The sequence below is a fragment of the Streptomyces sp. NPDC058985 genome (assembly GCF_042740985.1).
Taxonomy (GTDB): Bacteria; Actinomycetota; Actinomycetes; order Streptomycetales; family Streptomycetaceae; genus Streptomyces.
Genome location: NZ_JBHYJX010000017.1, coordinates 46,681 through 68,521 on the forward strand (window position 1 = coordinate 46,681; position 21,841 = coordinate 68,521).

General features: G+C 71.6%; 17 protein-coding genes. 3 read left to right on the top strand and 14 right to left on the bottom strand.

All coding sequences use genetic code 11. The annotated features are described in order from the left end of the window. Positions 1-13: 13 nt before the first annotated feature. The 5 genes from ACFW01_RS17480 to ACFW01_RS17500 all read right to left on the bottom strand — a co-directional run bounded on the left by ACFW01_RS17480 (position 14) and on the right by ACFW01_RS17500 (position 6,542). Positions 14-1,606 carry a cation acetate symporter gene (locus ACFW01_RS17480; protein ID WP_384504389.1) on the bottom strand — a complete coding sequence of 531 codons (1,593 nt, stop codon included), beginning with the start codon at positions 1,604-1,606 and terminating at the stop codon, positions 14-16. Beyond that, positions 1,603-2,181, bottom strand: coding sequence for a DUF485 domain-containing protein (locus ACFW01_RS17485; RefSeq protein ID WP_384504391.1), 579 nt, complete (start codon positions 2,179-2,181; stop codon positions 1,603-1,605). Before ACFW01_RS17485 ends, ACFW01_RS17480 begins: the two co-directional genes overlap by 4 nt. 69 nt (positions 2,182-2,250) lie before the next feature. Then, positions 2,251-2,934 (bottom strand): response regulator, encoded by a 684-nt coding sequence (locus ACFW01_RS17490; RefSeq protein ID WP_384504393.1) that lies wholly within the window; start codon positions 2,932-2,934, stop codon positions 2,251-2,253. Continuing rightward, positions 2,931-4,085, bottom strand: coding sequence for a sensor histidine kinase (locus ACFW01_RS17495; protein ID WP_384504395.1), 1,155 nt, complete (start codon positions 4,083-4,085; stop codon positions 2,931-2,933). Before ACFW01_RS17495 ends, ACFW01_RS17490 begins: the two co-directional genes overlap by 4 nt. A gap of 333 nt (positions 4,086-4,418) precedes the next feature. Beyond that, a complete protein-coding gene (locus ACFW01_RS17500) occupies positions 4,419-6,542 on the bottom strand; it encodes a type IIA DNA topoisomerase subunit B (RefSeq protein ID WP_384504397.1) in 2,124 nt (707 codons plus the stop codon). A gap of 440 nt (positions 6,543-6,982) precedes the next feature. On the opposite strand from ACFW01_RS17500, the gene ACFW01_RS17505 reads away from it, so the two are divergent. Beyond that, positions 6,983-7,213 carry a hypothetical protein gene (locus ACFW01_RS17505; RefSeq protein WP_122618489.1) on the top strand — a complete coding sequence of 77 codons (231 nt, stop codon included), beginning with the start codon at positions 6,983-6,985 and terminating at the stop codon, positions 7,211-7,213. 102 nt (positions 7,214-7,315) lie between these two features. Here the strand turns inward: ACFW01_RS17505 and ACFW01_RS17510 are convergent, their stop codons facing one another. The 6 genes from ACFW01_RS17510 to ACFW01_RS17535 all read right to left on the bottom strand — a co-directional run bounded on the left by ACFW01_RS17510 (position 7,316) and on the right by ACFW01_RS17535 (position 16,206). After that, positions 7,316-8,191, bottom strand: a complete 876-nt coding sequence (locus ACFW01_RS17510) for a S1 family peptidase (RefSeq protein WP_384504399.1) — start codon at positions 8,189-8,191, stop codon at positions 7,316-7,318. A 133-nt stretch (positions 8,192-8,324) separates the two neighbouring features. Further along, positions 8,325-9,863 carry an RNA polymerase sigma factor gene (locus ACFW01_RS17515; RefSeq protein WP_161328822.1) on the bottom strand — a complete coding sequence of 513 codons (1,539 nt, stop codon included), beginning with the start codon at positions 9,861-9,863 and terminating at the stop codon, positions 8,325-8,327. 429 nt (positions 9,864-10,292) lie between these two features. After that, positions 10,293-11,180 (bottom strand): sporulation transcriptional regulator WhiH, encoded by an 888-nt coding sequence (gene whiH / locus ACFW01_RS17520; protein WP_161328821.1) that lies wholly within the window; start codon positions 11,178-11,180, stop codon positions 10,293-10,295. Positions 11,181-11,341: 161 nt separating this feature from the next. Then, on the bottom strand, positions 11,342-13,705 hold the full coding sequence (locus tag ACFW01_RS17525) for an ATP-binding cassette domain-containing protein (RefSeq protein WP_384504401.1): 2,364 nt from the start codon (positions 13,703-13,705) through the stop codon (positions 11,342-11,344). A gap of 68 nt (positions 13,706-13,773) precedes the next feature. Continuing rightward, complete coding sequence (locus ACFW01_RS17530; protein WP_384504403.1) at positions 13,774-14,532, bottom strand: NUDIX domain-containing protein; 759 nt, start codon at positions 14,530-14,532, stop codon at positions 13,774-13,776. Positions 14,533-14,694: 162 nt separating this feature from the next. Beyond that, positions 14,695-16,206, bottom strand: a complete 1,512-nt coding sequence (locus tag ACFW01_RS17535) for a DUF4192 domain-containing protein (RefSeq protein ID WP_384504405.1) — start codon at positions 16,204-16,206, stop codon at positions 14,695-14,697. 152 nt (positions 16,207-16,358) lie between these two features. On the opposite strand from ACFW01_RS17535, the gene ACFW01_RS17540 reads away from it, so the two are divergent. Both ACFW01_RS17540 and ACFW01_RS17545 read left to right on the top strand, forming a co-directional pair. Further along, positions 16,359-18,524: a RecQ family ATP-dependent DNA helicase gene (locus ACFW01_RS17540; protein ID WP_384504407.1), complete on the top strand. Its 2,166-nt coding sequence runs from the start codon at positions 16,359-16,361 to the stop codon at positions 18,522-18,524. 249 nt (positions 18,525-18,773) lie between these two features. Continuing rightward, positions 18,774-19,388, top strand: a complete 615-nt coding sequence (locus ACFW01_RS17545) for a hypothetical protein (RefSeq protein WP_122618494.1) — start codon at positions 18,774-18,776, stop codon at positions 19,386-19,388. A 178-nt stretch (positions 19,389-19,566) separates the two neighbouring features. Here ACFW01_RS17545 and ACFW01_RS17550 read toward each other — a convergent pair whose 3' ends face one another. The 3 genes from ACFW01_RS17550 to ACFW01_RS17560 form a co-directional block, all read right to left on the bottom strand. Continuing rightward, entirely contained in the window at positions 19,567-20,235 is a 669-nt protein-coding gene (locus ACFW01_RS17550; protein ID WP_234958470.1) for a hypothetical protein, read from the bottom strand. Positions 20,236-20,303: 68 nt separating this feature from the next. Continuing rightward, a complete protein-coding gene (locus ACFW01_RS17555; RefSeq protein WP_161328815.1) occupies positions 20,304-21,005 on the bottom strand; it encodes a ribonuclease HII in 702 nt (233 codons plus the stop codon). A gap of 81 nt (positions 21,006-21,086) precedes the next feature. After that, complete coding sequence (locus ACFW01_RS17560; RefSeq protein ID WP_384504410.1) at positions 21,087-21,707, bottom strand: TetR/AcrR family transcriptional regulator; 621 nt, start codon at positions 21,705-21,707, stop codon at positions 21,087-21,089. Positions 21,708-21,841: the final 134 nt, after the last annotated feature.

The window sequence follows — 21,841 nt, forward strand, 5'->3', positions numbered from 1 at the left end:
CCCCGTCCACCCGCTACACGGCCCCCGCCCCGGTCAGTGACCGCACCTCCGTCTCGGCGTGCTTGGCCTCGTCCGGGACCTCCGGCGAGGTGACCGTGCCCAGCCAGCCGGCGAGGAAGCCCAGGGGGACCGAGACCAGACCCGGGTTCTGCAGCGGGAAGTACTGGAAGTCGACGTCCGGGAAGAGCGACTGCGGACCGCCCGACACCACCGGGGACAGCAGCACGAGCACCACCGCCGGGACCAGGCCGCCGTAGACGGCCCACACCGCTCCGCGCGTGGTGAAGCCGCGCCAGAACAGCGAGTAGAGCAGCACGGGCAGGTTTGCGGAGGCGGCGACGGCGAAGGCGAGGCCCACCAGGAACGCGACGTTGAGATCGCGGGCGAGCAGGCCGAGTCCGATCGCGACGGCACCGATCCCGACGGCGGCGATCCGCGCCACGGCGACCTCGCTGCGCGGCTCCTTCCCGCGGCGGCGCAGGGACGCGTAGAGGTCGTGGGCCACGGACGCGGAGGACGCGAGGGTGATGCCGGCGACCACCGCGAGGATGGTGGCGAAGGCTATGGCGGCGACGACCGCGAACAGCACCGTCCCTCCGGTGGAGCCCGCGCCGCCGCCCAGGTCGAGGGCGAGCAGCGGGACCGCCGTGTTGCCGGCCGCGTTGGACGCGCGCACGGCGTCCGGCCCGACCAGGGCGGCGGCGCCGAAGCCGAGCACGATCGTCATCAGGTAGAAGCCGCCGATGAGTCCGATCGACCAGACGACGGACCGCCGCGCGGCGCGGGCCGTGGGGACCGTGTAGAAGCGGGACAGGATGTGCGGCAGCCCGGCCGTGCCCAGCACCAGGGCCAGCCCCAGGCTGATGAAGTCGAAGCGGGAGGTCCAGTCCCCGCCGTACGCCAGCCCCGGCGCGAGGAACGCCTCGCCGTGGCCACTGCGTTCGGCCGCCGTGCGCAACAGCCGGTCGAAGTCGCCCTGGAAGCGCACCAGGACGAGCGTGGTCAGGGCCACGGTGCCGCCGAGCAGCAGCATCGCCTTCACGATCTGAATCCAGGTGGTGGCGCGCATCCCGCCCAGCGACACGTAGATCACCATCAGGGCGCCGACGCCGATGACGGTCCAGGTCCGCGCCGCCTCGGTGGTGCCGCCGAGCAGCAGGGCGACCAGACTGCCCGCGCCGACCATCTGCGCCACCAGGTACAGGACGGACACGGTGACCGAGGAGGTCCCCGCCGCGATCCGCACCGGTCGCTCCCGCATCCTGGAGGCCACGACGTCGGCGAGGGTGAATCTGCCGCAGTTGCGTACCAGTTCGGCGACGAGGAAGAGCACGACGAGCCAGGCCACCAGAAAACCCACCGAGTACAGCATGCCGTCGTAGCCGTAGAGCGCGATGAGCCCCGAGATGCCGAGGAAGGACGCGGCCGACATGTAGTCGCCCGCGATGGCAAAACCATTCTCCATCGGTGAGAAGAGACGGCCGCCCGCGTAGAACTCCTCCGCCGACCCCTGCCGGTGGCGGCTCACCCACGTGGTGATGCCCAGCGTGACGGCGACGAACGTGCTGAACAGCAGCAGCGCCAGCGTCTGGTGGTCGCCGGTCATGACGCGCCACCTCGTACGCCGCGGGTCAGTTCCTGGGTGTCCCAGCGCAGTTCGAGCGCGGCCCGGTCCCTGCGCAGCCGGGCATGCCGGGCGTACGCCCAGGTGAGCAGGAAGGTGGTGAGGAACTGGCCGAGTCCCGCGACCATCGCCACGTTCACCGCTCCCGTCACCGGACGGGCCATCAGCTCGGGTGCCGTGGTGGCGGCCACCACGTAGGCGAGGTACCAGACGAGAAAGGCGGCGACCGCCGGCACCACGAACCTCCGGTACCGGCTGCGCACCTCCTGGAAGGCGGGACTTCGCTGCACCTCCAGGTATGCCTCGGCCGCACCCCGGGACGGTTCCCCGGCCGGTTCCCTGCGCATCCCCGGCAGTACCGGCTCAGGCGGCCCGGCGTCCCCGGTCTCACCCCAGCCGGAGGCGAGCGCGTCGTACCACGGGTCGTCGTACCGGATGTCGTCGTACCGGGGGTCCGGTGCCGCTTCGATGTATCCCCGGTCCGGCACGGCGCGGGGGTCGACCGCGCTTTCGGGACCGCTCCCGGCGCCGCGGGAACGGTCATTGCTTGACTGCATGCCCAAGGATGGACAGAACGGGAAGATCCCCGACTCTTCTTCCCTTACCGCTTCACCCCTTCAGGTGACTCAACCCCTGGGTGGCGGGACCAGCCCCTTCCCGTAGGCGTAACGCACCGCCTGAGCACGGTCCTTGAGCCCCGTCTTGGCGAACAGGTTGTTGATGTGGGTCTTCACGGTCGCCGTGGAGACGTGCATTCTGCTCGCGATCTGCTGGTTGTTGAGCCCTTCGGCGATCAGGACCAGGACCTCGGTCTCCCGGGTGGTGAGTCCGTCCGGCGGCTCCTGGCGGCCGGCCGGCCGGAGCCCGGACTCGGACAGGTGCTCCAGCAGTCGCCGCTGGATGCTGGGAGAGAGCCCCGCGTCGCCGGACAGGACGCTGTGCACCGCCCGGACGATCTCGTCCCCGCCCGCGTCCTTGGTGAGATAGCCGCGCGCTCCCGCCGTCAACGCCGGGAAGAGCGACTCGTCGTCCGCGTACGTCGTGAGCACGACGACCTGGGTCCCGGGGTGCTCGGAGCGGATTCTGCGGGTCGCCTCGACGCCGTCGCAGCGGGGCATGCGCAGATCCATCAGCACCACGTCCGGGGCGAGTTCGGCGACCAGGCGCACCGCCTCCTCGCCGTCGCCCGCGGCGCCCACGACCTCGACGCCGGGCAGCAGTCCGAGAAGCATCACGATCCCCTCCCGCACCACGGTCTGGTCGTCCGCGACGACCACCCGCGCGGGCGTCCCCCGGGCTTCCTCCGTCATACCGGCACCTTCAGCGTCACCACGAACCCCTCCTCGCCCGGACCGGCCCGCAGCGAGCCACCCAGCAGTTCGGCACGCTCCCGCATGCCCAGCAGACCGTACCCACCTCCGGTGGTGGTGAGTTCGCCGGGCGAGCCTCCGGAGTCCCGCACGTCGAGCATCACCTCATGGGCGCCGTAGTCCAGGCGCAGCCGCACGCCGGCGCCCGGGGCGTGCTTGCGGGCGTTCGTCAGAGCCTCCTGGGCCACTCTGCGCACGGCCTGCGACGCCTCCGCCGGCAGAGGTCGGCGATCCCCCGTAATGGTGACCTCGGCGTCACTCTCGGTCGTCCGGACGAGGTGGGCCAGGAAGTCCTCCAGCGGCGTCAGCTCACCACGCAGGGCGGACAGTGCCTGCCGTGTCTCGGTGAGTCCGTCGCGGGCCATGCCACGCGCCGCCACCACCCGCTCGAGGATCCGCTCCCGGTCTGCTCCCCGCTCGATCAGCAACCGGGCCGCCTCCAGGTGCACCAGTTGCGCGGAGAGGCTGTGCGCCAGTACGTCGTGGATCTCCCGGGCGATGCGGGCCCGCTCGGCGAGCGCGGCGGACTCGGCCTCGGCCGCCCGCGCGGCTCGCTCCTGGGCCAGCAGCCGTAGGGTGCTCCCTCTGCCCTCGGCGTCCAGCCGCAGCACGTATCCGGCGAGGGCCAGTCCGGCCGTCGTCGCCAAGGTGGTCAGCCACGGGTCGTCCGCGGCGGCGGCGTAGGAGGTCAGGGCCACCGCCGTCATCGGCAGGGCCGCCACGAGGGGCATCCTCTCCAGGGCCGCGACGGAGCCGGCGCACCATATGACCAGGGCGGGCAACCGGAAGCCTCCGCTCTGGGCGGCGGCCGCCACCCCCAGCAGCGCCGCGAGGAGCGCCAGGGAGGGCCACAGCCGGTGCGCGAGCGTGGTCCTGGAGTAGGCCCATGCCAGGAACACCGCCCCCAGCAGTCCGGCGGCCGCCGCGGCCGCGCCCCAGCCGTGCACATGGCTGCTCGTGAACGCTCCCCACAGCAGCGCCCCGAACACCACCAGGCGCGCGAACCAGGCCAGCAGGCGACGGGGGGTGGAGACTCCCTCGTGGCGGAGCGACTCCTTGGAGGGCCACCTCGTCCAGACGTTCTCCGTCACGCGGGCTCCTTCCGGCTGGGCCGGGACACGGCGGCACCGTGCGCGGGCCCGGTCGCTCCCGCCGCGAGGGCGAGGAGCGGGGCGGAGCAGTCCTGGCAGAATCCGAGAGCGGCGCGCGGCCCGGACATCATGCCTCCGTGAGCGGGAGAAGGATGTGCCGGCGGCGGATCCCGCCGACGCCTTCGACGTTACGGAAACGGCGAGGCCACGGGATCGGAGCCCGGGTGGATCATGGGTGGAGCCCGGCACGGCCGAGAACTCCACCCCTGGGTGGAGAAAACAGTGCCGGGCCCGGATACGGATCCCGGGCCCGGCTTCAGCGGCTGAGCGTGGTCACGCGTCGATGCGCGACCGGTCCAGCGTCGCCGCCGAGTTGGAGATGAACTCCTTGCGCGGAGCGACGTCATTGCCCATCAGCAGGTCGAAGACCTGCTCGGCGGATTCCAGGTCGGTCAGGTTGATCCGGCGCAGCGTGCGGCGCCGGGGGTCCATGGTCGTCTCCGCGAGCTGGTCGGCGTCCATCTCGCCCAGACCCTTGTACCGCTGGATGGAGTCCTTGTACCGGATGTTCTTGCTCTGGAACTCCATGAGCCTGTCCCGCAGCTCGCGGTCCGAGTACGTGTAGACGTACTTGTCCTGGCCCTTCTTCGGCTGGATCAGCTCGATGCGGTGCAGCGGCGGCACGGCGGCGAAGACCCGGCCGGCCTCCACCATGGGCCGCATGTAGCGGTGGAACAGGGTGAGCAGCAGGGTGCGGATGTGGGAGCCGTCGACATCGGCGTCGGTCATCATGATGATCTTGCCGTAGCGAGCCGCGTCGATGTCGAAGGTGCGGCCCGACCCCGCTCCTATGACCTGGATGATCGCTCCGCACTCGGCGTTCTTGAGCATGTCGGTCACGGACGACTTCTGCACGTTGAGGATCTTGCCGCGGATCGGCAGCAGCGCCTGGAACTCCGAATTCCGGGCGAGCTTCGCCGTACCCAGCGCGGAGTCTCCCTCGACGATGAAGAGCTCGCTGCGGTCGACGTCGTCACTGCGGCAGTCCGCGAGCTTCGCCGGCAGCGAGGAGGACTCCAGGGCCGTCTTGCGGCGCTGTGCGTCCTTGTGCTGGCGGGCGGCGATGCGGGTCCGCGCCGCCGCGACGGCCTTCTCCATCACCACGCGGGCCTGCTGGGCGGCGTCCCTCTTGGTGGAGGTCAGGAACGCCTTGAGTTCCTTGGTGATGACGTTGTTCACGATCCGGCGGGCCGCCGAGGTACCGAGGACCTCCTTGGTCTGGCCCTCGAACTGCGGCTCCGCGAGCCGGACCGTGACGACCGCCGTGAGCCCTTCCAGGGCGTCGTCCTTGACGACGTCGTCCTCGGCGACGCGCAGCATCTTCTTGGTCCGCAGCACCTCGTTCATCGTCCTCGTCACCGCCTGCTCGAAGCCGGCGACGTGGGTGCCGCCCTTCGGGGTGGCGATGATGTTGACGAAGGACCGGAGCGTGGTGTCGTAGCCGGTGCCCCAGCGCATGGCGACGTCGACACCGAGGTCGCGGGTGACCTCGGTGGGCGTCATCTGGCCGTGCTCGTCGAGCACCGGGACCGTCTCCTTGAAGCTGCCCTGACCGCTGAAGCGGAGGACGTCGCAGACGGGCCGGTCACCGGCCAGGAACTCGCAGAACTCGCTGATGCCGCCGTCGAAGCGGAACGACTCCTCGCCCTTGCTGCCGCCGTCACCGAGGCCGAGCTCGTCCCGGACGACGATGGTCAGTCCGGGCACCAGGAAGGCGGTCTGGCGGGCCCGCTGGTGCAGCGTGTCCAGGGAGAGCTTGGCGTCCTTGAGGAAGATCTGGCGGTCGGCCCAGTAGCGCACGCGGGTGCCGCTGCGGGTCTTGGGGATCTTCTTGGCCTTGCGCAGCCCGTTCTTCGCCTCGAACTTGGCGTCCGCACCCGTCCCCGTGAAGGCGCCGGGGACACCGCGCCGGAAGCTGATGGCGTGGGTGTGGCCGCCGCGGTCCACCTCGATGTCCAGGCGGGCCGACAGGGCGTTCACCACGGAGGCACCGACGCCGTGCAGACCGCCGGAGGCGGCGTACGAGCCGCCGCCGAACTTGCCGCCGGCGTGCAGCTTGGTCATGACGACCTCGACGCCGGAGAGGCCGGTCTTGGGCTCGACGTCGACGGGGATGCCCCGGCCGTTGTCCCGGACCTCCACCGAACCGTCGTCGTGGAGGATCACTTCGATGTGGTCGCAGTAGTCGCCCAGGGCCTCGTCGACGGAGTTGTCGATGATCTCCCACAGGCAGTGCATCAGGCCGCGGCTGTCGGTGGATCCGATATACATGCCCGGACGCTTGCGTACGGCCTCGAGCCCCTCGAGGACGAGCAGGTGCCGCGCGGTGTAGTTGGATCCGTCCCGGTCTGCTCCTGCCAGCAGCGCAGTGGACGGCACGGATGTCTCGGCGGTCACGCGGTTCGCTCCTCGCTGAATTTCAGATGGGGCCCCGCTGGGTAAGGGCGCGGCTCGGTTCACCGGTCAGAGGGTACCGAGCCCTGGTAGAGCCGTTGCAACGCCACCCTCGTCGCCGTCTCACCCTAGTCCAGAGTCGTATGCCTGTTCGATCCCTCGATGGGGTGAAGTACACATCACGTTCCCTTCGAGGCATGAACCATTTAGGCTCCGGGCACGTCCTCATGAACAAACCGGCAACCCAGCCGGCCGGACCGACACTGACCGACCGCGCGAACCCGTACGACACAGAGACACGCAATACGGCACATTCGCCGCCAATCGGCAACAGCCGGCCCCTCGGAAAGTTTTTTCGAGGAAAAGCCACGAGCGGGAACGTTTTGGGGCTGGTTGGATGTTGACCCTGGTACGACAGCTCGTCGAGCTAGAGAAGAGGCGACGTGACTACTGTTCTGACTTCCGCAAGCCCGCTGACGGCCGCCGATCGCTGCGACCGCTGCGGCGCCCAGGCATACCTGCGCGTCGTCCTGCTGAGCGGCGGAGAACTGCTCTTCTGCGCCCACCACGGGCGCAAGTTCGAGCCGGAACTCAAGAAGATCGCCGCTGAGATACAGGACGAGACGGAGCGGCTCACAGCCGTTCCGGCTTCTTCCCCCGAGGAAGAGCGCTGACACTACGCGCCCGACGACGAGCCGAATCGGCGCTAGGCCGATGAACGGGCGGCCGCCTCCGGAAGCCGGAGGCGGCCGCCCGTGCTCGTGCCCCAAGGGCCCTCAGCGGCCGTCAGGCGCCTCCTGCCGTCGCTCGGCGGCGGCTACGGGCCTGTCCCAGCCGAGCGTCCGCAGCATCGAGGAGACGCGCGTGTACACCCCGGGGCTGCCCGGGCGCCCGCAGCCGCTCCCCCAGGACACCAGGCCGATGAGCCTGCCCTGGCCGACCAGCGGCCCCCCACTGTCCCCCTGGCAGGCGTCCCGCCCGCCGACGTCCTCGCCCGCGCAGAGCATGCTGCCCGCGAGGTAGCGCCCCTCGTCACTCCCCGGGTACGCCCGCTGACAGCTCGCGTCGGGGAGGACGCGCACGCGTGCCGCCCGCAAGCCGTTCGCGTAGTCCCCGGCCCCCGAGGCGTCGCCCCAGCCGTACACGAGTGCTCCCGTCTCCGGCGTGTAGGCCGGGTCGCCCTCGGCCGCCATCCCTATGACCGAGTCGGCGGGCAGGGCTTCGGAGAGGGTGAGTACCGCGAAGTCGCCGGCGTTGCTGGCGTCGTCGTGGCCCGGGTTGACCCAGACGGCGCGGACGCGGATCTCCTGGCCCTGGTCCGACATCAGGTCCGTCCGGCCGACGATGACCTTCAGGTCGTCCACCTGCTCCGGCGGCGAGCCGAGCACTTCCTCCCCCAGGCAGTGGGCGGCCGTCAGGACGGTGGTCCGGCCGACGGCCACTCCCCCGCAGAACTGACCCGCCCGCGCACCTCCGAACCGGTCACGGCTGGACAGGGCGACGGTCCATGGACTGTCGGAGACTTCGACCGGAAAGCCCCCGACGACGATGCTGTCGGCGGACGCGGGGGCGGCTGATCCCAGCGGTATCGCGGTCGCCGCGGCCGCCAGGACCAGCGGCCGGGCCAGTGCCCGGGCAAAGAGGCGACGCATGCGGGCTCCTCACTCCTAGGTGGTCGTGGGACACCCAGAGTGATCCAGTACGCCCGGACACGCACCCGCTGATCAACACGAAGGCCCGGTTCCGCTGTGCCGGAACCGGGCCTTGTCGCTCGTACGACGAGTCCTAGTCGAGGTAGTCGCGCAGCACCTGGGAGCGCGACGGGTGACGCAGCTTCGACATGGTCTTGGACTCGATCTGGCGGATGCGCTCGCGCGTGACGCCGTACACCTTGCCGATCTCGTCGAGGGTCTTCGGCTGACCGTCGGTGAGACCGAAGCGCATGGAGACGACGCCTGCCTCGCGCTCGGACAGGGTGTCGAGAACGGAGTGCAGCTGCTCCTGCAGGAGGGTGAAGCTGACCGCGTCGGCCGGGACGACCGCTTCGGAGTCCTCGATGAGGTCACCGAACTCGCTGTCGCCGTCCTCGCCCAGCGGGGTGTGCAGCGAGATGGGCTCGCGACCGTACTTCTGGACCTCGATGACCTTCTCCGGGGTCATGTCGAGTTCCTTGGCCAGCTCCTCCGGGGTGGGCTCGCGGCCCAGGTCCTGGAGCATCTGGCGCTGCACACGGGCCAGCTTGTTGATGACCTCGACCATGTGCACCGGGATACGGATGGTGCGGGCCTGGTCGGCCATCGCGCGGGTGATCGCCTGACGGATCCACCAGGTGGCGTACGTGGAGAACTTGTAGCCCTTGGTGTAGTCGAACTTCTCCACCGCGCGGATCAGACCGAGGTTGCCCTCCTGGATGAGGTCCAGGAAGAGCATGCCGCGGCCGGTGTAGCGCTTGGCCAGGGAGACCACCAGGCGGAGGTTGGCCTCCAGGAGGTGGTTCTTGGCGCGGCGCCCGTCCTCGGCGATGATCTCCAGCTCGCGCTTGAGCTTGGGCGCGAGCTTGTCGGAGTTCGCCAGCTTGTCCTCGGCGAACAGGCCGGCCTCGATGCGCTTGGCGAGCTCGACCTCCTGCTCGGCGTTGAGCAGGGGGACCTTGCCGATCTGCTTCAGGTAGTCCTTGACCGGGTCGGCGGTGGCACCGGCGGCGGCCACCTGCTGGGCCGGGGCGTCGTCCTCGTCGTCGTCGGACAGCACGAAGCCCGCGTTCTCGGTGCCCTCGGGCTCCTCTGTCGCGGCCTTCGGCTCCTCGATCGCCTCGTCCTCGGGAAGATCGCCGTCTTCCTTCTTGGCGGTGGTCTTCTTGGCCGCGGTCTTCTTGGCGGTCGTCTTCTTGACCGCCGCCTTCTTGGCGGTGGTCTTCTTGGCCGCCGCCTTCTTCGCGGGCGCCTCCACCTCTTCCTCGGCGGCGGGCTCGGGGGCCGGCGCCGTCGGGGTGGCGGGAGCGGCGGCCTTCCTGCCGGGCACCGCCTTCGCCGCGACCGCCTTCGTGGCGGTGCGCTTGGCGGGGCTCTTCGCTGCGACGCTCTTTCGGGTGCGCTTGGGCTCTGCGGCACTGACCATCAGCGTCACACCCTCTTCCTCGAGGATCTGGTTGAGGCTGCGCAGTACGTTCTTCCACTGAGTGGCCGGAATCTGGTCAGCTTCGAAGGCCCGACGCACGTCGTCGCCGGCGATCTGCCCCTCAGCCTTTCCCCGCTCAATGAGCGCCATGACAGAGACGGACTCGGCGATCTCCGGCGGGAGCGTACGGGATGTGCTGGCCGACACGAACAACCTCTCGGAACGTTGGAAAACGGCTTCCGGCCCCGTCCACGGCGGACTGGAGCCGACCACCGGCTTGGGGATGGGCCGACGGTGCGGGCGGCGCCGGGGGAGATGCACAGCGCCCTGAACGGCGCCCGTATTCCCTCCGCGGCTGTCACCTCTTAGGTCATCGTGTTGTTCCCAGGAGCGTTACGCCCAATCCGCGTGGCCCGAGTCACACCCCGTAAGCAATCAAATCCGGTCATACGCGGATAAACAAGGCCATCAACTCACACGATTCGACCGAGCGGGAAGGCTAAGCCTCTCATCACACGGTCGGACCCCGTGGTGTCACGGAGGACTCCACGGGGTCCGACGGTGGCGACGCTCGCCCGGTCACTGCCACAGGAGGGGTTTGGCGTGCCCGGACCGCGCCGATCCGGCGGGACGCGGTCAGTGCTCGCGGGGGGCGGGCACCACGCGTTCCACCTCGGGGTGGACGGTCAGAAGCTGGCGCATGGCGGCCTCGGCCGCTGCGCCGTCGCCCGCGGCGAGGGCGTCGACGATCCTGCCGTGCTGGGCCAGCGACACATCGTTCGGCCGGTCACAGCCCGTGACCGGGCCGCCGGAGACATGGAGGGCGGCGGAGACGATGCCCGAGAGGTGGTCCAGCATGCGGTTCCCGGCGACCTGGATGAGCAGTGTGTGGAACTCGGCGTCGGCGCGCGAGAAGGTCAGCGCGTCACCCTGCCCCATGGCGTGGCCCATGATCCCGACCATGTCCGACAGGCGCTGCTGCACATCCTCGCGCCCGTGCCCGGCGGCCAGGCGCGCGGCGAGCGGCTCGATCGTCCAGCGCAGCTCGCTCAGCTCGCGGCGCTGGTCGTCGCGCTGCGGCCCGAAGGCACGCCACTCGATGATGTCGGGGTCGAGGAGGTTCCAGTCACTCACGGGGCGCACGCGCGTGCCCACGTTCGGGCGCGCGCTGACCAGGCCCTTGGCCTCCAGCACCCGGAGGGACTCCCGGACCACGGTTCGGGACACCTCGAAACGCTGGCCGATCTCCTCGGGCACCAGCGGGCGGTCGGCACCGAGGTCACCCGAAACGATCATCTGGCCGAGCTGCTGGACGAGTTGCCCGTGCAGTCCGCGGCCACGGTTGCCCGCGGTGCGCCGGCCCACGCGCCCCAGCTCGGGTTCCACCCCTTCCCAGGAGGGCGTCCCGACGCGGTCGACGGCGGGCGTCTCCGCGTAGGGGTAGCGGTCGAGTTCGCCCGGGTTCGCGAGGCCGGAGTCGGCGGAGCGGGCGGCGGTCATCATGGTGTGCGCAAGGGTACTCACGCATCCTTTGTCGGCGCCGTTCCCAACTCCCTTGAGGTCTTTGGTGAAAAGCACACGAAAGGGTGATCGCTCACCCCGTCGCAATTGACGCCTTATCGGAAAGAAATGGGCTTTCCCCGGGGACTTGCGCGCAGGGTCGGACCGGAAGAGCGCGACGACCGTCACCGGACCCTGCTGCGCAGGGTCGTGAGCAGGAAGGCGCAGAGCAGAGCGGCCAGCGACAACGTCATTGCACCGCCCACCGGTTGGACGACGACGCGCAGCACCTCTGCCACATAGCGCTCGCCCCCGAAGGGCCACTGCGTCAGGAGGACCTCGCGCACCCGCAACGGAAGTCCGGCCGCGGTCCGTACGTCCGGACCCTCCCAGACCTTCTGTACGAGCGGCACGACGACGACCGGTACGGCGACCACCGCGGCGAGTCCGGCGGTGGTGGAACGGAAGAGGCCCGCGGCGAGCACACCGGACCAGGCGCACCCGACGACGAGCCCGGCCCAACCGGCGCCCAGCACGGACCAGTCTGCGGGGATTCGCGCGAGTTCTCGCCCGTAGAAGAGATGGAGCACTTCGGCGTTGCAGCCGGCCGTCAGGGCGGCCAGCACGAGTGCGGCGGCGGCGGACACGAGCAGTTTCGCGGTCAGCAGCCCCAGCCTGCGCGGCACCGTGCCGCGATCCGCCGCCAGGGCGGGGTGGCGGAACTCGTCACCGAAGGCGAGCGCCCCGAGCAGCCCCGCGCCGAGTGCCGCGGGCGGCAGGGGCAGTTCCCGCGGCCACGCCGCCAGGAGCCGCGCCTGGGGGGTGTGGCCGACCCGCGCGAGGACGACGGCCATGACGGCGGACACGACGAGCACGACGGCGACGACGACGAACCCGGTGCTGATGCCGACCGCGCGCCGGATCTCGTAGCGGAGCGGACGGAGCGGGCTGGGGGCGGAGCGCACGGAGATGGGCGGCGGCAGCACGGACGCCGCGCCGGGGGTGAGGGCGGCGTACGTGCGCTGGGTGGGCCGGGGGCGGTCGGTGGAGTCGGAAATCCCGGGGGGCGCGGGAGGCGCGGGAGCCGCAGGAGGCGCAGGAGGCGCAAAAGCTTCGACGGCAGTGGACTTGGCGGCTTCGGGACGCCGGTCCCCGGCGGGGGACGTCCGGTCGTCGCTGGTGGAGGATGCCTGGTCGCCGGTGACGGTGGGGTGGTTGTCCGGGGGCGGCTGCGGGGCGTCGGCGCGGGGAGCGTCGGAGGGGGGCGACGAAGGATCCGTCGGCGGCAGCGGGGCCACGCGCCGGTCGACCGCCGGTGACTGTGCCGCTTGTGGTTCGGTCGCCGGTCGATCGGTCGCCGCGGGACCGTTCCCCGGCAGCTCGCCCGTCGAGGGTCCGGTCCCCGCAGGATCCGTCGCCGCGGGATCCATCGCCGAGGATTCGACCGCCGCAGAATCGGCCGACGACCGCTCGGACGCCGGTGAATCGGTGGCGGCAGTCGGGCGCGGTGGGCCCGTGGGTGAGGGCCGGGTGACGGTCGGCCTGCGGGGGGCCGGTGCCCGCTCGCCGTCCGCCGCCCGGTGACGCGCCGGGGGAACGGCCGCGCCGGCCCCGGAGTCCGCACAGGCACCGCTGCTGTCGCCGGCACCGGACCCGGCACCGGCGCCGGCGCCGGGCCCCATGTCGCCTACCTCGTCGGCGAGTTGATGGACGAGGATCCCGTGCCGGAAGGCGGTCTCGCCGATGTCCGCGCAGGTGCTGCCGTACACCGCGAGCCGGTTGCCGCCCTCGCGCACGACCTCGACGGAACGCCGTGCCGAGCGGGCCTCTTGGGCCAGCAGGGCGCCGAGGCGCGCGGCGTGCGGGCTGCGGACGGCGACGCGTGGGCGCAGCCGGGTGCGGGAGAAGTCCGCCGCCTCCTGGTCGGCGACGACCCGACCCTGTTCCAGCGTGACGACGTGGTCGGCGGCGCGCGCGGCCTCCTTGGGGTCCGCGGTGCTGAACAGGACGGTGCCGCCCTGGACGGCGTGCGCGCGCAGGGCGTCGTGCAGCCAGCGGGCCTCGCGCGCGGCGAGTGCGCCCGCCGGGTCGTCGAACACCAGGGTGTGCGGGTCGGGGACCAGCGCGCAGGCCAGTCCGAGGCGTCGGTCCATGCCCCGCGACAGGGTGCCGAGGCGTTCGTCGCGCAGGCTCACGAGTCCGACCGACTCCATGACGTCGTCCGCCCGCTGGACCGGGACGCCCGCCGCCGCGCACAGCATGCGGAGGTGGCCACGCACGGTGCGGGCCGGATGTCCCGGAACGTCACCGAGCAGTACGCCGACCTCGCGCGAGGGGTGGGCGATGCGGTGCAGGGGGCGGCCTCTGAAGTAGGTGAGCCCGCGACCGTGTTGCAGTTCGAGCATCAGTCTGAGCGCTGTCGTCTTACCGGCGCCCGACGCTCCGAGCAGTGCGGTGACGCGGCCCGCGCGCACTTCGAAGGAGACGTCGTCGACGGCGGGCGGAAGCTCCTTGCGGGGGTTGCTGGTCAGTCCGAAGGCCTGGATCACCCGCAGCAAGATAGCGTGCCATATCCGTTTTTTCGGGCACCGCAGGGCCTATCGGGGGCGAGGAACCCTCACACCTCGGGACGCAGCATCGGGGGGTTGAGAAGCGTCGCGCCGCCCGCCCGGAAGAGTTGGGCGGGACGGCCGCCCTGACGGGTGGTCGTACCCCCGGTGGGGACGAGGAATCCGGGCGTGCCCGTCACCTTGCGGTGGAAGTTGCGCGGGTCGAGGGCAACGCTCCACACCGCCTCGTAGACACGGCGCAGCTCGCCGACGGTGAACTCGGGCGGGCAGAACGCGGTCGCCAGCGAGGAGTACTCGATCTTGGAGCGGGCCCGCTCCACCCCGTCCGCCAGGATCTGGGCGTGGTCGAAGGCGAGCGGCGCCAGAGGCTCGCCCACCCGGCCCCAGCCGCTCTGTTCCAGCAGTTCCTCGACCGGCGCCCAGCGTGCGTTGCTGGCGTCACCGCCCGCGCGCGGTGCGGGGAGGTCGGGGGCGAGCGCGAGGTGGGCGACGCTGACCACGCGCATCCGGGGGTCGCGCTCGGGGTCGCCGTACGTGGCGAGCTGCTCCAGGTGGGCACCGTGGTCCTGGGTGGGCGCGGCCGGGTCGTGGACGCACAGCCCCGTCTCCTCGGCAAGCTCGCGCGCCGCCGCCTGCGCCAGATCCTCATCCGCGCGTACGAAGCCTCCGGGCAGGGCCCAGCGGCCCTGGAACGGCGGCTCCCCCCTGCGCACCGCCAGCGCACACAGGGAGTGACGGCGCACGGTCAGTACGACCAGGTCCACAGTGACGGCGAAGGGCGGAAAGGCTGACGGGTCGTAGGGCATGCGGCGATCATAGTCGTCTGCCTGACGATAAACACTCCCTTCCCCGACCCCTTCCCACGCTGATCCACATCAGTCCGACAGGCACCGCACCGTCTCCTCCCGATCACCGTGCTGGGCCACGTCATGCCAGGTCAGGATCAACTTGCGACCTCGACCTCGCCCTCACCCGCCGCCTCCTTCGGCGGGTGTCCCGGGGGTACGCGAACACGTCCGTCCACCCCGCCCGGCTCCGGAGCGTTCAGCCCTGGACGGGGTGCGGGGGCGCCCGTTCTCCGGCCTCGGCTCGCGGTGCTGCGGCTTCGCACGGCGCCGGGTGCCGTCCGCCGAGCCGAGGGAACGCGTGCGGCGCCGACGGCCGGACGGCGGCCGTGGAGCAGCGGAGGGCTCACCCGACCCGCGGGACCCGGTCGCGCCGGTCCGCTCGGCGTCGGCGGGGCTGCTGACGTCCGCGCCGCGACGGTCCTCCCGCTCCGCGCGCAGACAGCGGCGGATCGACTCGGGATCCAGGCCCTCGTTGCACGCCTGGTGCAGGAGCCGGGCGAAGAGGTAGTCGGAATCCGCCCCGAGTGCCATGGCCAGCGCCTCGCGTGCCTCCAGTTCGTCACCCGTGGACCAGGCGACCCAGCCCGCGAGGGTGAGCGGCGCGGCCGCGTGTTCTCCGTACGGTCCGACGCAGCGACGGGCGAGAGCCCGCCAGAGGCGCAGGGCGGGTCCCGCCTCGTCGCCCTCCATCCACCCGGCCGCGCGGTCGCGGGTGGTGCGGTCCTGGAGGCCGAGGATCAGGGCCGCCGCCTCGTCGTGCCCGAGCAGGTGGTCGTCGCGCAGATCCTCGGCCGGCATGCCGGACACCGGCGGGGCACCGGCGAACCGTCGCATGACCCGCTCCGCCGTCTCCAGCGTCTCCCGGGCCACCTCCGAGCGGCCGTCGGGGTCGAGGATCCGCGCGACCAGAGTCGTGGCGGCGGTGTCCAGGGCGGCGGTCTGCTCGTCCGCCACCGCGTTCTCCCCCGGCAGCAGCCTGGCGCGCAGGTCGCTCAGCGAGCCGCGCACCTGAATACCCGCGTAGGTGGCCGCCGCGGCCAGCACCGAGGTCCCCGGCAGCCCCATCGGCAGGCCCTCGGCCGGGCAGCATGCCTCGTCGTCGCAGCAGTACGACCAGAAGCGTCCGGCCGAGATGCACAGCGCCTCGACCACAGGCACGTCGAGCGTGCCGCACTCGACACGCAGGCGCTGGGCGAGTGGTCGCAGCCGCTCCATCACGTCGCGGCCGGTCTCGCCCCGCGCCGGCTCCTGGCAGAGGTAGGCGACCATCTGCTCGGGACGGACGCCTCGGCGCTCGCTGCCGGTGACCAGGCCGTGGACCAGCTGTCCGGCCGCGCAGGACCAGTCGTCCGGACTCGCGGGGATGCCGAGCCGCGCCCGTCCGCCGAAGCGCCCACGACCCTCCCTGTCCCGCAGGGCGGCCAGGACGATGCTGTCCTCCGGGCGGTAGCCGAGGAGATAGGGCAGGGCGTCGGCCAGTTCGGCGGGGGTGCGCAGGGTGACCTGGTGCTCGTCACCGGGGCCCTCGCCACCGGGACCCTCGTACGAAGTCAGGGGCTTTCGGCTCGGCCGCTCGGGGCGCGGGGTGTCACCGCTGTCGGAGGGTCCCGTCGTTTCGCTGTGGTTCGTCATGGCCCGACGATCTCGCGGATCGAGATGTTCCGCTTTACCCTGTGGATAACTTCAATCAGGGACACGTCACCTTGGACGCCGAGCCGGCCTCAGCGCCGGCCTCCCGTCCACAGCTCGCCCGCTTGTCGGTCCCGTCCTGTTGTATGGAACGCATGGAGCACACGAACAACGCGGATCTGCGGACAGCGGCCGATGCGATCCTCGCCCGTCTCGTCGGGGACGCCTCCGGCGGCGCCCGGCTGCGGGAGGACCAGTGGCGGGCGATCGAGGCGCTGGTCGCCGAGCGGCGCCGGGCCCTGGTCGTGCAGCGCACGGGGTGGGGCAAGTCCGCGGTGTACTTCGTGGCGACCGCTCTGCTCCGTGACCGGGGCGCCGGACCCACGGTGATCGTCTCCCCGCTGCTCGCGCTGATGCGCAACCAGGTCGAGGCCGCTGCCCGGGCGGGCATCCGCGCCCGGACCATCAACTCCTCCAACACCGAGGAGTGGGACACGGTCCAGGACGAGATCGCGGCGGGCGAGGTCGACGTGCTGCTGGTGAGTCCCGAGCGGCTCAACAACCCGGACTTCCGCGACCAGGTACTGCCCAAGCTCTCCGCCGCGACCGGACTCCTCGTGGTGGACGAGGCCCACTGCATCTCCGACTGGGGCCACGACTTCCGCCCCGACTACCGGCGGCTGCGCACCATGCTCACCGACCTCCCGCCCGGTGTCCCCGTCCTGGCGACCACGGCCACGGCCAACGCGCGGGTGACCGCCGACGTGGCGGAGCAGCTCGGCACGGGTGGCACGTCCGACGCCCTGGTGCTGCGCGGCCCGCTGGACCGGGAGAGCCTCAGCCTGGGGGTGCTGCGGCTGTCCGACGCCGCACACCGGATGGCCTGGCTCGCCGACCACCTCGACCGGCTCCCGGGTTCCGGCATCATCTACACGCTCACCGTGGCCGCCGCCGAGGAGGTCACCGCCTTCCTGCGGCAGCGCGGCCACACCGTCGCCTCCTACACCGGCAAGACCGAGAACGCGGACCGGCAACAGGCCGAGGACGACCTGCTCGCCAACCGGGTCAAGGCGCTGGTGGCCACCTCTGCGCTCGGCATGGGCTTCGACAAGCCCGACCTGGGTTTCGTGGTGCACCTGGGTTCGCCGTCCTCCCCCATCGCGTATTACCAGCAGGTCGGCCGCGCGGGGCGCGGCGTCGAGCACGCCGAGGTGCTCCTGCTGCCCGGGAGGGAGGACGAGGCGATCTGGCAGTACTTCGCCTCGCTGGCCTTCCCGTCGGAGGACCTGGTCCGCCGCACGCTCGACGTGCTCGCGCGCGCGGAGCTTCCGCTGTCGCTGCCCGCGTTGGAGCCGCTGGTGGAGCTGCGCCGTTCCCGCCTGGAGACCATGCTGAAGGTCCTCGACGTGGACGGGGCGGTCAAGCGGGTCAAGGGGGGCTGGATCGCGACCGGACAGCCGTGGACGTACGACGCGGAGCGCTACGACTGGGTCGCGCGCCAGCGCAAGGCCGAGCAGCAGTCCATGCGCGACTACGCCGCGACGACCGAGTGCCGGATGGAGTTCCTGCAACGGCAGTTGGACGACGAGGGCGCGAAGCCCTGCGGCCAGTGCGACAACTGCGCGGGCCCGCGTTTCACCGCCGACACCTCCTCCGGCTCCCTCGACGCCGCGCGGGTCGATCTGGGGCGGGCCGGTGTCGAGGTGGAGCCGCGCCGTATGTGGCCGACGGGGCTTCCGGCGATCGGCGTCGATCTGAAGGGCCGGATTCCGGCGGCGGAGCAGGCGGCGCCGGGCAGGGCGCTGGGCCGGCTGTCCGACATCGGCTGGGGCAACCGGCTGCGGCCGATGCTCGCGGCCCAGGCGCCGGACGGTGCGGTGCCGGACGATGTCGCCCAGGCCGTCGTGACGGTGCTGGCCGACTGGGCGAAGGGTCCCGGCGGCTGGGCCTCGGGCGCGGCCGACGCCCAGCCACGGCCCGCCGGCGTGGTGACCGTCGCCTCACGCACGCGGCCTGAGCTGATCCACTCCCTCGGTACCCGGATCGCCGAGATCGGCAGACTGCCGCTGCTCGGTTCGGTCGAGTACACGGGTGAGGCGCCCGGCGGCGCCCGCAGCAACAGCGCACAGCGGCTCAAGGCGCTGGACGGTGCGCTGACGGTGCCGCCCGCCCTCGCCACGACCCTCAGCGGGCTGGACGGCCCGGTTCTCCTCGTGGACGACTGCACCGAGACCGGCTGGACCCTCGCGGTGGCCGCCCGGCTGCTCCGCCGCGCCGGCGCCCAGGGGGTGCTGCCGCTCGTCCTGGCGGTCCAGGGGTGATCGTGCGCGCCGCGCGCCTGCCGTGTCCCAGGCGTCACCCGGCGGCACTCCGGGTAGGGATATAGGACGCGCATCAGCAGATAACGGTCGTCGGTCCCAATTGCTCGTTGCCGCATTCAAGTTCGACAGGAAGAATTGAAGTCCGCTCCCCGCACGGCCCGGCCGTGATCCGGCTGGGCTTCACTGCGGTGCGCGCTCCCCGAATCCGACCCCTGCCCGCAGTGTGGGCGCGTAGCCGAAGGGAGGAACGTGACCTTCGGATTCGCTCCGTCCTCGGCCGCCTCGTTTTCCTCGTCCGCCGCTTCCGCCACTCGCCTGCTCGAACCGGCGGAATGGGCCGCCGCCGGAATCCCGCTGCTGCGCAATCCGCGGGAGGTCGTCAGCGGCCTCCACTCGCGGCACCGCCCCAGGCCGGCGACCGCGATCGTGGCCGTACTCGACCCGGACGAACGGCTGCGCGCCAGCGCCTCGTTCACCAGTCGCCGGTCACCGGCGGACGGCTGGATGTTCCGCAACGCACTGCTCTCGCAGTTGCGCCGGGTCATCCCGCACGACCTGCGGCGCCGCACACCGGTGCGCACCGCCGTGCTGCTCTACTGCCGTGACGGCGACGCCCGTTGGACGGAGGAGGACGGCGCGTGGATGTGGGGGCTGCGGGACGCCTGCACGTTGCACGGGCTGCGCTGCGGCGCGTACATCACGCTGACCCGGGACGGCTGGCAGGTCCTCGGCGAGGGCCGCGGTGGGCGCCGGCCCAACGCGGCGTCGGCACCGGAGCCCTTCGCCACGTCGGAGACGCCTCCCCCGCCGCCCCGCACCGGCGGTGTCGCCTCGGAGGTACTGCGCCGCGCGGCGGCTCGCTGAGCGCCACGGACACCACGCTGCGCCGCGACGTTGCCGCCGTGGTGCGCCGAGCAGGCACACCACGGCGTTCCGCACCGATGGAACCCTGGTCAGCCAAGGACGGAAGCACAGGCGCACGCCGCAGCGACCACCGTGCCACTACCCCTGACCGACGTCCGCCGCAGGCGGCGGAAACGGCTCAGACGCCCGCGCCCAGCACCGAGTTGATCCGCTGCGGGTCCCCGCAGACGATCAGCAGGGCACCGGCCCGGGTGTGGGCCACGCCGAGGGCGCGGGCGGCAGCCGCTTCGGGGCCGCCGTTGACCGCGACCACGACCACGGCCCGCGAGGCCGCACGCTCCGCGAGGCCGGCGTCCGCGTAGAAGACGTCGTCGCCCGCGTCGTGCTGCGCCCAGTAGGCGGCGTCGCCGAAGGACAGTTCGTGAGCGGCCCACGGGTGCGGTTCACCCGTGGTGAGCACCAGCACGTCACCGGGGGTACGACCCGAGTCCAGCAGCAGGTCCACGGCCTCTTCGGCGGCGTCGAGCGCGCCGTCGGGGGTGGCCGGGATCAGCTGGATCTGCGGGGCCGCGACGGTGGCCGCGTTCGCCGCCGGAGCGGCTTGGGCGGCCGGAGCGGCCGGGGCTGCCGGACCCGGGGGTCCGGGCTTGGTGGTGGTCGTGTCGCGTGGCGCGCGTTGCGCCGGCGCGGTCGGCCGCACCGGGCCGGGACGACCGGGGCGCGGCGGGGCCGCGGGACGGGGGCCGGGTACGGGGCGAGGGGTCGGCGCGGTACGGCCGCTGGCCGGAGTGGCGCGGGGACCCTGGGCCTTCTCGTGAATCTGAGGCTCCTCGGGAATGAGAGGCATGAGCTGATATCTATCAAACGTTGGTGCGACTCGCGTCGGCGGGTGGCACATCTCTGTGAGCGGAACCGTCAGAAATCGAATCCGAGCTGACCCTCGATTTCCGGAACGCTTCCCTCCACCCAACTGCGGACCTTCTTGAGGTGCCGCCACTGGGGCAGCGCATCAAGATACGCCCACGACAACCGGTGGTACGGGGTGGGCCCCCGCTCCTCCAGTGCGGCCCGGTGCACGGGTGACGGATACCCGGCGTTGTCCGCGAAAGCGAAGTCTGCATGGTCGATGCCCAGTTCGGCCATCATTTTGTCGCGCTGGACCTTGGCCAGGACCGAAGCCGCGGCGACGGCCACACAGGACTGGTCACCCTTGATCACCGTACGGACCCGCCAAGGCGCCCCGAGATAGTCGTGCTTGCCGTCGAGGATGACGGCGTCGGGGCGGACAGGCAGGGTCTCCAGCGCGCGCACTGCCGCCAGTCGCAGCGCGGCGGTCATCCCCATCGCGTCGATCTCCTCGGGAGAGGCGTGCCCCAGGGCGTAGGAGGTGACCCAGGTCCGCAACTCGACGGCGAGTTCGGTGCGTCGCTTGATGGTGAGCAGCTTGGAGTCGGTGAGGCCGGCCGGGGGCCGGCGCAGTCCGGTGATCGCGGCGCAGACGGTCACGGGACCGGCCCACGCACCGCGCCCCACCTCGTCGACACCGGCAATGATCTTCGCTCCGGTCGTGGCGCGAAGGGAGCGCTCGACGGTGTGTGTGGGTGGTTCGTACGGCATGGCGCACCTAGCGTACGCCGCTGGGAACCCCCGGCGACACCCCGGTTCCCCAAACGGGTCCGGGGCCCTCCAGGGCGAGGATCAGGCGCCGTCGGGCCGCAGCAGCGGGACCATCAACTGGTCGATCATTTCCTCCAGCTCCAGGTCCGGCCATTCACTTGCACAAATCTTGGAGCGGTACATCATCATCGCCGGGATGGCGTCGAAGACGTATCCGTTGGCCGCGTCGCGCCTGACCTCTCCCCGCTCTATTCCACGGTTGATGACCTCGTGAAGCATCTCGAGCGTCGGCTCGACCACGCCCTTGAAGATCACCGTGTGGAAGCGCTCGGCCTGCAGGCTGTCGCATTCGTGAATGACCGAGCGAAGGGCGGACCCCGGCCGGGAGTACATCGCGTCACGCGCCCTGCGGCAGAGTGCCAGCAGGTCCTCGCGCACGCTCCCGAGGTCGGGCACCGTGTCGAAGCGCGGCAGCCCGGACCGCAGCGCGTCGGCGACGAGGTCCTCCTTGGACGGCCATCGCCGGTAGACCGCCGCCTTGCCGGTCTGGGCTCCGGCGGCGACGCCCTCCATCGTGAGGCCGTTCCAGCCGACGGTGCCGAGTTGCTCCAGCGCGGCGTCGAGGATCGCGCGTTCGAGGACGGCTCCACGCCGCCGCGAGGACGTCTGGGCGGAGGCGGCCGCCCAGTTCGAAGCAGCCATGTCGCGGGTCTCCAGTAAGCGGGTGCAGCGGGTTTCGGGGGCTGGGGAAGCGCCGCGCGGCCACAAGGGGGACGGGACACACGACGACGCCAAAAAGTGAACGGTTGCGTTCACTGTCGGGGAGTCACTAACGT

Coding starts and splice junctions, on each gene's coding strand:
- ACFW01_RS17480 (WP_384504389.1), bottom strand. CDS start 1,606: ATGACCGGCGACCACCAGACGCTGGCGCTGCTGCTGTTCAGCACGTTC.
- ACFW01_RS17485 (WP_384504391.1), bottom strand. CDS start 2,181: ATGCAGTCAAGCAATGACCGTTCCCGCGGCGCCGGGAGCGGTCCCGAA.
- ACFW01_RS17490 (WP_384504393.1), bottom strand. CDS start 2,934: ATGACGGAGGAAGCCCGGGGGACGCCCGCGCGGGTGGTCGTCGCGGAC.
- ACFW01_RS17510 (WP_384504399.1), bottom strand. CDS start 8,191: ATGCGTCGCCTCTTTGCCCGGGCACTGGCCCGGCCGCTGGTCCTGGCG.
- ACFW01_RS17530 (WP_384504403.1), bottom strand. CDS start 14,532: ATGCCCTACGACCCGTCAGCCTTTCCGCCCTTCGCCGTCACTGTGGAC.
- ACFW01_RS17535 (WP_384504405.1), bottom strand. CDS start 16,206: ATGACGAACCACAGCGAAACGACGGGACCCTCCGACAGCGGTGACACC.
- ACFW01_RS17540 (WP_384504407.1), top strand. CDS start 16,359: ATGGAGCACACGAACAACGCGGATCTGCGGACAGCGGCCGATGCGATC.
- ACFW01_RS17550 (WP_234958470.1), bottom strand. CDS start 20,235: ATGCCTCTCATTCCCGAGGAGCCTCAGATTCACGAGAAGGCCCAGGGT.
- ACFW01_RS17555 (WP_161328815.1), bottom strand. CDS start 21,005: ATGCCGTACGAACCACCCACACACACCGTCGAGCGCTCCCTTCGCGCC.
- ACFW01_RS17560 (WP_384504410.1), bottom strand. CDS start 21,707: ATGGCTGCTTCGAACTGGGCGGCCGCCTCCGCCCAGACGTCCTCGCGG.